Source organism: Candidatus Desulfolinea nitratireducens, assembly GCF_982879505.1.
On record NZ_CEYOSI010000032.1, the window covers coordinates 1 to 9,509 of the forward strand.

Sequence of the window (9,509 nt, forward strand, 5' to 3'; positions counted from 1 at the left end):
ATTACAGTATATGATTGAGATTCAATATTTCTTACAAAAAACCAACTCACAAATGCCCAAATTGCCAATACCAATAGTATCGAATATATAATTTTTATCATATTTGGATTATATCATTCAAAAAACCTGACATTTTGCCGTTGCAAAATTGTCAGGTTTAGAATATTGAATCCCAGCCTTTACTTTTTTATCTCTAGCCTTACTCTTTTTATCAAATAGGGTCTCTGTTTGAACTGTGTTTAATTATTTCTTCTCCTTGGACTGCGATTTTGCCCAGGTCCTCTCCCTGATTTCTTCCTTTGCGGTGATTGTTTTGGTTTATCCTCGATCTTGGGGATAAATTTATGCTGCGCCATCTGGTAATAATCATCCAGAAGCATGGTGATGATTGGAAGTTCATCCTCACTCTCGGCAAGATTTTGAGCCAAGACCTTGAAACGCAAACTCCGGTCAGTCTGTAACTGATCGCGTTCGCGCAGACTGGCTTCCAGAAAGACCAGCGATCTTTCGGCAACCACATTTGCGACATCTTCATGAGTGGGCACAGATCGTTCTTCAAATTCGATTTTGAAATGTGCAGCAACATGTTTCATTTGGCGTTTCTCAACAGCATATACCAGTGTCATGGCTACGCCTGTCGCTCCGGCACGACCGGTTCGCCCGGCACGGTGAATATAGGCTTCCAGGTCATCGGGTGGTTCGTATTGGATGACATGGGAAAGCGAGGTGATGTCAATGCCCCTGGCGGCAACATCTGTCGCCACGAGAAAACGCAAGGTCCCCTTCCGCACGCTTCCCAAAACATCTTCCCGTCGATTTTGTGAAAGATCGGAACTTAACTCATCGGCGTCGTATCCATATCGCTTGAGAATGGTCGCCACATAACTCACACGTCTCTTTGTGTTGCAGAAAATGATTGCCGAATGCGGATTCTCCAACTCGATCAGGCGGATCAATACCCGATCTTTTTCCATGCTCGGTACGTTGTAGATAATATGCTCGGTGTCGGTAACGTGGACATGGTCGCTGCTCAGGCTGATGAATTCCGGCTCATGCATGAACTCGTCGGCCGCGCGGATGACGTGCACGGGGAAGGTGGCTGAGAACATGCAGGTATTGACAGCGTGCCGCGGGAGATGGCTCTGGACCTGTTTCATATCCGGATAAAAACCCATCGAGAGCATCCGGTCGGCTTCATCAAAGATCAGCATTTCAAGGCGATCGAGTTTGAAACTTCGTTTGATAAGGTGATCAAGCACACGCCCTGGCGTTCCAACGACGATCTGTGCGCCCTGCTCGAAGGCCTTGATCTGTGGGCCGTAGCCAACTCCACCGTAAACTGCTACGGTTCTAAGACCACTATCCCGACAAATGATTTCTGCTTCCTTTTCCACCTGCTTGGCTAATTCCCGCGTAGGGACCAGGATCAGCGCCTGACAATATTTTTTATTTGCCCTGAGCCGCTCCAGCATGGGGAGCAGAAAAGCCCCTGTTTTGCCGCTACCTGTGCGCGCCTGAATCATGACATCTTTTTTGGCGAAGAGATAGGGGATGGCGCGAGCCTGGACGGGCATTAATTCACTCCAGCCAACGCGATCGGCTGCTGTGCGCAGTTTTTCGGGGAGTTCGGCATAGGTTGTTTTGGGGAGGGTTTCGGGGGATGTTTTTTCTTGTTTTTCTTCCGTTGAATTATTCAAAATATTCTCTCTTTTTTTAAAAACGCGAATTTCGCTAATAAGCGAATGACGCAAATGATTAGTGAGTCCCCTCTCCCCTCGGGAGAGGGCGGAGGGAGAGGGAGGGCAGGGTTGTCCCTGCAATTTTATACATATATCTCTTTGACTCTGCCGACTTGCCCATCCATCAAACGGACCTTGATCCCATGCGGATGATTGGCGGAATTGGTTAATATATCTTTGACAATCCCCTCAGTAACCTTGTCGCTGCGCTGATCTTTCTTTAACACAATGGCGACTTTCAGGCCGGGTTTAATATTATTGCGTTTAGTTCCATTCATAAGATTTATTGTAACAGGCATTGATGATGTTTGTGAATAAAAAAACCATGCAATTGCTTGTTATACTATAAGCCTGAAACATATTTGAGTATAAATTAATAAATTAGGCTCTGACAATTTATCTCTGGAGAATAATGATGGAAAATGCAATCCTTGACTTGATCCATGCCCATGGATCTGTGCGCCATTACAAACCCGACCCGGTTCCTGCTTCCATTGTAGAGAGGATAGTAGCTGCCGGGCAGCGGGCCTCCACCTCGTCAAATATGCAGACCTTCACCGTGGTCGCTGTCACTGATGCAGAAAAACGTTCTGCACTGGCAGAATTATGTGGCGGACAAAGTCATATCGTTCAGGCACCGGTCTTTCTTGCCTGGTGCGCCGACCGTTTCCGGCTGGAGCGGGTAAACCAGATGCGTGGCTATGAACATAATGCCGAAACCGTTGAGAATTTTCTGGTCGCAGCCATCGATGCGGCCATTGCCGCTCAAAATGCCGCCCTTGCGGCCGAATCTCTGGGACTTGGAATCTGCTATATCGGCAGTATTCGCAATAACACAGCTGAGATTATCAAATTACTCGAATTGCCAGAGCATGTTTTTCCCATCACAGGGATGACCATTGGCTGGCCAGAGAAGGCACCGATGATCCGTCCTCGCCTGTCACAGGAGGCAATTTTGCACTGGGAAAGTTACAACACAGAGCAGGATGCCGCGCTGCTGGCGTATGATCAAGTGATGATCGAAACCGGCATTTATACTGATCGCCAGGTTCCTGTCCCGGGTAGAGATGGAGAAATGGAAGCTTATGGCTGGCTTGAGCACACTGCTCGACGAACATCCCAAGTTACTCGCAAAGAAATGCTTTCCATTATCAAAAAGCAAGGCTTTGGAATGAAATAAAAATGAAAGAGATCAGCCGGGTAGTACGCTCAAAAGAAAAAGCCCGCCAGACATACGACGGGATCAGTCGCTGGTACGATCTATTTGCTGCCAGCGAGAAGAAATTTGCCGATCTAGGATTGGAGATGCTGAATTTGAAGAGCGGCGAAATCGCCCTCGAAATTGGCTGTGGAACTGGTCACGCCCTGGTTGCGTTGGCCCTGGCTGCTTACCCCGCAACAGTGTACGGAATCGATATCTCAGAGAAGATGCGTGCTATCGCAGAGAAGAGACTCCTCCGTGCGGGACTGGCAGATGCCGTTCGCCTGGAGACAGGAGATGCTACTTCATTGTCCTATGCCGACGAATATTTTGACGCTATTTTTATCAGCTTCACATTGGAATTATTTGACACGCCAGAAATCCCCATTCTGCTCAAGGAATGTCAACGTGTGTTGAAACCCACCGGGCGTTTGGGGGTTGTTGCGCTCGAAAAAGAAGATTCTCTCGCCGTGCGCATCTATGAATGGTTTCATGCCAAAATGCCAGCCTTGGTGGATTGTCGTCCAATTTATCCTGTAGACAGCCTGACAAGTACAGGATTTAAAATCCAAGAAAAGAAAATACTCAAAATGTGGGGATTACCCGTTAGCATTGTGATAGGTCTGAAATAATAAGGCATTCATTCCAACATCAGGTTTGATCCAGCATAAAAAGAAATTATCCAATAATCCCAAATGAAACCCCCTCATGGCGAACCAGCATGAGCTCGGTTTGGATGTTCAGTTTAGACAAATAAAAATTGGAGATAGTGGCATGGTAAATAGAGGACCAGGCAATTCTGTATTGCTCAATGGATGAATTTAGATCGGTTTGCGTGGATATACGGATTTTTCCTTCCACAAGAAATGACCCCAGTACAACCTTAACATGCTCCATCATCCTGTTTTCTTCATGCTCGTCGTAATCCACCTCATTTTCGATTCCCTGTCCAACATGAAAGCCGATGATACTGGGGACGGGAATAAATTGTTCATCAAATTTGATAATTCTGTCAGGGTTATCCGGTCGAATCATTTGCGCGTTGAGTAAACGCAAAAATGTTGGTGCACCTTCGGTCCGTAACCAGGTATTCACGCGGGCAATTTTTTTCGTCACAACGGAGCCGTTGAATACTGCGGCGTCAGTATACACCATCACGGGCGTGAGCTTTTCATCGGGTTTTAGTTTATACATTTGGCTGCCTCCTCCAAAGAATTACCATTATTATACAACACCCTTGCCTCGCCTATTATCCCCGCTTATACTCAGATCATGCAAACCCGCTGGCAAATCCAAGCCCCCCTCACCCCGGAAGCCGATCAGGCCCTTGAAAAATTCCCTCCCATCTTGCGCCAACTGCTCTTCAATCGTGGATATGCAACCGATGCTGAAGCACGCGCTTTTTTGAAAGCCGCCCCCGATCATACGATGTCGCCCTGGGCGTTAAAAGATATGGCGATTGCGGTGGATCGAATTATCCAGGCAATAGAGCAGAAAGAGAAAATTATTATCTATGGGGATTACGACGTTGACGGCGTCACATCCACCGCCTTGCTGGTTCAGGTTTTGCGGGTACTCAACGGGGATGTTCATGCCTATATCCCGAACCGTTTTGATGAAGGATATGGTTTGAATATGGATGCGCTGGATCAGCTTGCAAAGGATGGGGCGGGGTTAATTATCACCGTGGATTGTGGCATTCGCTCAGTGGATGAGGTCGCTCACGCACGTGACCTTGGGCTTGCCCTCATTATTACAGATCATCACACCCCTGGCGATGTGCTGCCACCCGCGCTGGCGATCATCAACCCAAAACAAAATGGTGATACTTATCCCGAGAAATACCTAGCCGGGGTAGGCATTGCTTATAAAATGGCACAGGGATTGCTGGAGAAAAATCAGGGAACCAATGGTTTCACTGCAGATAAACTTCTTGATCTGGTGGCTTTGGGAACTGTCGCTGATCTCGCACCTTTGACGGGTGAAAACCACGCCCTGGTCCGCAAGGGCCTGCGTGTGATGCGTAACGCCCAGCGTCAGGGATTGGTTTCTCTTGCGGCAGTTGCGGGGGTCAATATCAAGGAGGTCACTGCCATGAATATCGGATTTGGCCTTGGGCCTCGTCTGAACGCAGCCGGTCGCCTTGATTCGGCAATCGCAGCTTTAGATTTATTGATGGAAACTGACTTTATGAAAACGGGCGAAATGGCCCAGGCACTTGAGATCCAAAATCGGGAACGGCAGACCATCACCCGTGAGATGCAGCAGCAGGCTGAGGTCATCGCCCTTGCCGATGACCCGGACGCATTGCTGCTTTTCGCTGCCTCGCCGGAATTTAATCCTGGCGTGGTGGGGTTAGCCGCATCCCGCCTGGCAGATATATACTATCGACCCGCTATCGTTGGGGAAGTGGATGAAGAAACCACGCGTTGTTCGTGCCGCTCGATCCCTGAATTCCATATCACAGAAGCTCTTGACGAATGCGCGGATTTGCTTGTCCGGCATGGAGGTCACGCCGCTGCGGCAGGATTCACTGTCCGCAATGAAAATGTGGGGATATTACTTAAACGCCTGAGAGAGATTGCAACGGAAAAACTCGCGGGTGTAGACCTGCGACCGGTATTGGTAGCAGATATGGAGCTTGGGCTCGAATCCTTGAGTTTCGAGATGCTCGAACATTTTAATTATCTCGAACCCACTGGCTATGGAAATCCACGCCCGATTTTTGTTTCCCGCAATCTGCGTGTAAAAAGTTCACGTACTGTTGGACAGGATCAGTCTCATCTCAAGCTGACATTATCAGATGGTGAAGCCACTTTGGATGCAATCGCTTTTCGGCTGGGGCACCTCAAGCCTGATCTGCCCCCAAAAATCGATTTGCTCTTTACTTTTGAGGTGAGCGAATGGAATGGGCGGAAATTATTGCAGTTGAATGTGAAGGATATCAAGTTCTGAATTTAATTGTTGGTATAGGAGAAATTCCCAAATGACAGAAGAATTGGTAAAACGACTGCTCTCTGGTAATGAGGCCCTGGCGCGCGGCGCCTGGGAAGCAGGCGTGGAAGTGGCGTCGGGTTACCCGGGGACACCGAGTACCGAAATCCTGGAGTTTTTTGCTTCAATGCCAAATGTTTATGCTGAGTGGGCTCCGAATGAGAAAGTCGCGCTGGATGTCGCTGTGGGTGCAGCATATGCGGGTAAACGCGCCCTGGCGACCATGAAGCATGTTGGTGTGAATGTAGCCGCAGATTCATTTTTCTATGCCGCGATGACCGGGATGGAAGCTGGCCTGGTGATCGTTTCTGCCGATGACCCTTCAATGCATTCCTCCCAGAACGAACAGGATAACCGCAATTATGCCAAATTTGCGCGTATTCCCTGCCTCGATCCTGCTGACAGTCAGGAAGCCAGGGATATGATGGTGAGGGCATTTGAGATCAGTGAAGAATTTGACACCCCTGTTTTAATCCGCCCGACGACGCGGATTTGTCATACCAGCTCACTCGTCGCAACCGGACCTGATCGCTACCAAACCCCACCTCCGGGAAAATATCCGCGTAACCCTGCCAAATATGTCATGATCCCCGCCAATGCGCGCAAACGACATCCTCTTGTGGAGGAGCGTCTCCAAAAACTTGCTGACTTCGCCGAGACTTCTGATCTCAATCGGGCAGAGATGCGTAGTTTTGAGCTTGGTGTAATTACCAGCGGGATTGCCTATCAGTACGCTCGCGATGTTTTCCCTGATGCCAGCATCTTAAAGCTTGGCATGTCTTTCCCGCTGCCGCAAAATATGATTCGTGATTTTGCTGCAAAGGTTGATAAAGTCATCGTACTTGAGGAACTGGATCCCTTTATCGAGGAGCAGGTATTGATGATGGGGATCAAATTATATAAACCGGATGGATGGGTTGGCGGCAAATATCCACATTTTAAATCGATCTTTCCGCATAACGGTGAACTGAATTCGGGAATCGTACGATCGCACGCAATTCGGATTGGCTTATTGCCCGATGAACCGAAAACCCAACCCGAGGTCGAGTCTGCTCCGGCTGCGCGAGTGGAGTTCCCCGTCCTTTTGGTGGAAGAACTGCCCAGGCGCCCCCCAGCGCTTTGTCCCGGTTGTCCTCATCGGAGCACTTTCTATATCTTGAACAAGCTCAAACGACCAGTCAACGGTGATATCGGCTGTTATACACTGGGTGTTGTACCGCCTTTGAGTGCAATGGACACCTGCGGTTGTATGGGCGCAAGTATTGGCGTGGCGCATGGCGGCATGATGGCTGGCGACAGGGAACGACATTTTTCGGTGATCGGTGATTCGACTTTTTTTCACACCGGGGTGCAGGCCTTGATGAATGTGGCCTATAACCAGAGCAATGTGATCACGATCATTATGGATAACCGTATTACCAGCATGACAGGACAACAGGAAAATCCCGGTTCCGGGTTAACCCTGCAAGGCAAGCCAACCAACGAAGTCGATATTGAAGCACTTGTCCGCTCAATAGGCATCAAAACTGTCAGGCGCGTTGATGCCTATGATGTGGATGCGATTGAAAGCACGCTCAGGGAGTGGCTGAAAATCGACGAGCCGGCAGTCTTGATCACTGATCATGCCTGTGCCCTTGTTCCAGATGAGCGCAAAAAATATCTGCCCCTGGATATCGTTGAAGAGGATTGCAATGGTTGCACTCTCTGCTTCCGGATCGGTTGTCCAGCGATCATCAGATCAGAAAAGCTGGACGAGAAAACCCGGCGTCCGCTGGCGGAAATAAACCCGATACTTTGTACAGGATGTGAAATCTGCTCGCAGGTTTGCCCCCGTGATGCAATTTTATTTCGCGAGCAGGTATTGGCACGACAAGTGGATTAGGTTCACCACAAAGATACGGAAAAACACAAAGGTTTTCTTGGTGAACTTTGTGCCTTTGTGGTAAATCATCGAGGGAATTATGAAAAATATGCGTTTTCTACTGGTGGGCGTTGGTGGGCAGGGAACGATCCTTGCCAGCAACGTTTTAGCCGAATTGGGAATTAGCCTGGGTTACGATGTAAAAAAAGCCGAGGTTCATGGCATGTCGCAACGCGGTGGGAGCGTGGTCTCACACGTCAGTTGGGGTGAGAAAGTCTATTCTCCTGTCATTCCTGATGGCGAAGCGGATATTCTGATCGCATTTGAGAAGCTGGAAGCAATCCGTTTTGTGGGTGGAGTTCGCGAGAAAGGGATGGTCCTGGTAAATGATTATGAAATCACTCCCTTATCCGTCAGCTCCGGGATGGATGTGTATCCTGCCAATGAAAAGATCAAAGCATCTTTCAAATTGGTGACTGATAAAGTTTATTGGGTGAGGGGTGTTGAGATCGCTAAAGAACTTGGCAATATCAAAGCTGCGAATGTGGTACTTCTGGGAGCGCTTTCTAAGATACTGGAAATGGAGTCAGATCCGTGGTTGAAGGTAATTGAGGCCCGGGTCCCGCCGAAATTTGTTGAGCTGAACCGGGAGGCTTTTCAGGCCGGGCGTCAGGCTGTGAAGTAATCTCGCTCAGGTCTGGATCTCATCCTACTGATATTCAGATAAATTGGTTATGAGCGTCCCGCAGGTTAATTTTTTTGTACCTGAAATAATGGGAACCTGCGGGACGTTTTACTCAGATAATATTATCTAACTTTAGTGAATATCAATAGACCTCTTTCATATGTGCTCCCAGCGGCGTCCCCGCCGCCGAGGACGGCGGCTAGAGCAGTGTCAAAAAGGGGTTTTTGCAAGAAGTCTAATAGGAAAAGAGAACTTTATTACGAAAAACCATCCCGTTCCCGGAATGGTTTTTTCTTTTTTGAGAAATTATCAGTCTTGTATGCTTTCTTCCCGATAATGACAGCCTCTGCTGACCTTGTTCATTCTGGCAGCATTGGCAACGATCAGGGCGGCCTGGACGCTGTTGCGCAGGCCGATCAGGCCGTCTGTCAGGCGGGATTTTTTGTAGAAGCCTTCGATCTCGGTCCGTAAATGATGGAGTTCGCGCAGGGCGCGATTCATCCGATAATGGCTGCGAACCAACCCGACATAATGCCACATCAGGTTGCGGATGGTTTGCATGTCACCCTGGATCAAAGTAGGATCGGTATCGTATTGAGCGTTGGTGTCATCCCAAGGGGGGACATCATTTTCATCCACAATGGGGGCAGGTTCAAGGTCACGGATGTGACGGGCAGCGCGGTCGCCCCAGACCAGGCCTTCCAATAAGGAGGTACTAGCCAATCGGTTTGCCCCATGGACCCCGGTGCAGGAAACTTCACCTACCGCGTATAGACCCGGGATTGAGCTTTGTCCCCATTCATCGACCAATACGCCACCGCAGAAATAATGCGCAGCCGGTACCACCGGAATTGGCCGCTCGGTGATATCGATCTCCATTTTCAGGCAGCGTTCATAAATTTGCGGGAAGCGTGTTTTGATCGCATCCGCTTTCATATGCGAGGCGATATCGAGCAGGACATAGGGATAATCATTTTCCATCATTTCCCAATAAATGGCACGGGCGACAATATCGCGCGGGGCAAGGTC

At 48.9% G+C, this 9,509-nt stretch carries 9 protein-coding genes; 5 read left to right on the forward strand and 4 right to left on the reverse strand.

The window, feature by feature from the left end:
- Positions 1-239: 239 nt before the first annotated feature.
- Positions 240-1,697, reverse strand: coding sequence for a DEAD/DEAH box helicase (locus tag AC3DOM_RS04490; protein ID WP_487917828.1), 1,458 nt, complete (start codon positions 1,695-1,697; stop codon positions 240-242).
- A gap of 125 nt (positions 1,698-1,822) precedes the next feature.
- On the reverse strand, positions 1,823-2,017 hold the full coding sequence (locus AC3DOM_RS04495; RefSeq protein ID WP_487917829.1) for a YwbE family protein: 195 nt from the start codon (positions 2,015-2,017) through the stop codon (positions 1,823-1,825).
- Between the two features lie 137 nt (positions 2,018-2,154).
- Here AC3DOM_RS04495 and AC3DOM_RS04500 point away from each other — a divergent pair, with 137 nt between their 5' ends.
- Both AC3DOM_RS04500 and AC3DOM_RS04505 read left to right on the forward strand, forming a co-directional pair.
- On the forward strand, positions 2,155-2,919 hold the full coding sequence (locus AC3DOM_RS04500) for a nitroreductase family protein (RefSeq protein WP_487917830.1): 765 nt from the start codon (positions 2,155-2,157) through the stop codon (positions 2,917-2,919).
- Between the two features lie 2 nt (positions 2,920-2,921).
- On the forward strand, positions 2,922-3,572 hold the full coding sequence (locus AC3DOM_RS04505; RefSeq protein ID WP_487917831.1) for a class I SAM-dependent methyltransferase: 651 nt from the start codon (positions 2,922-2,924) through the stop codon (positions 3,570-3,572).
- A 46-nt stretch (positions 3,573-3,618) separates the two neighbouring features.
- On the opposite strand, the gene AC3DOM_RS04510 is transcribed toward AC3DOM_RS04505, so the two are convergent.
- Complete coding sequence (locus AC3DOM_RS04510) at positions 3,619-4,134, reverse strand: hypothetical protein (RefSeq protein WP_487917832.1); 516 nt, start codon at positions 4,132-4,134, stop codon at positions 3,619-3,621.
- 78 nt (positions 4,135-4,212) lie between these two features.
- On the opposite strand from AC3DOM_RS04510, the gene recJ reads away from it, so the two are divergent.
- The 3 genes from recJ (at position 4,213) to AC3DOM_RS04525 (ending at position 8,480) form a co-directional block, all read left to right on the forward strand.
- Positions 4,213-5,895 carry a single-stranded-DNA-specific exonuclease RecJ gene (gene recJ, locus AC3DOM_RS04515; RefSeq protein ID WP_487917833.1) on the forward strand — a complete coding sequence of 561 codons (1,683 nt, stop codon included), beginning with the start codon at positions 4,213-4,215 and terminating at the stop codon, positions 5,893-5,895.
- 31 nt (positions 5,896-5,926) lie between these two features.
- Positions 5,927-7,816: an indolepyruvate ferredoxin oxidoreductase subunit alpha gene (gene iorA, locus AC3DOM_RS04520; protein ID WP_487917834.1), complete on the forward strand. Its 1,890-nt coding sequence runs from the start codon at positions 5,927-5,929 to the stop codon at positions 7,814-7,816.
- A 79-nt stretch (positions 7,817-7,895) separates the two neighbouring features.
- Positions 7,896-8,480, forward strand: a complete 585-nt coding sequence (locus AC3DOM_RS04525; protein ID WP_487917835.1) for an indolepyruvate oxidoreductase subunit beta — start codon at positions 7,896-7,898, stop codon at positions 8,478-8,480.
- Positions 8,481-8,789: 309 nt separating this feature from the next.
- On the opposite strand, the gene AC3DOM_RS04530 is transcribed toward AC3DOM_RS04525, so the two are convergent.
- Positions 8,790-9,509: FAD-binding protein (locus tag AC3DOM_RS04530; RefSeq protein WP_487917836.1), on the reverse strand; the 720-nt coding region annotated here is incomplete at its 5' end.

Bases quoted from the DNA above. Each gene is read 5' to 3' on its own strand.
- AC3DOM_RS04495 (WP_487917829.1), bottom strand. From the start codon at position 2,017: ATGAATGGAACTAAACGCAATAATATTAAACCCGGCCTGAAAGTCGCC.
- AC3DOM_RS04500 (WP_487917830.1), top strand. From the start codon at position 2,155: ATGGAAAATGCAATCCTTGACTTGATCCATGCCCATGGATCTGTGCGC.
- AC3DOM_RS04505 (WP_487917831.1), top strand. From the start codon at position 2,922: ATGAAAGAGATCAGCCGGGTAGTACGCTCAAAAGAAAAAGCCCGCCAG.
- AC3DOM_RS04510 (WP_487917832.1), bottom strand. From the start codon at position 4,134: ATGTATAAACTAAAACCCGATGAAAAGCTCACGCCCGTGATGGTGTAT.
- recJ (WP_487917833.1), top strand. From the start codon at position 4,213: ATGCAAACCCGCTGGCAAATCCAAGCCCCCCTCACCCCGGAAGCCGAT.
- iorA (WP_487917834.1), top strand. From the start codon at position 5,927: ATGACAGAAGAATTGGTAAAACGACTGCTCTCTGGTAATGAGGCCCTG.
- AC3DOM_RS04525 (WP_487917835.1), top strand. From the start codon at position 7,896: ATGAAAAATATGCGTTTTCTACTGGTGGGCGTTGGTGGGCAGGGAACG.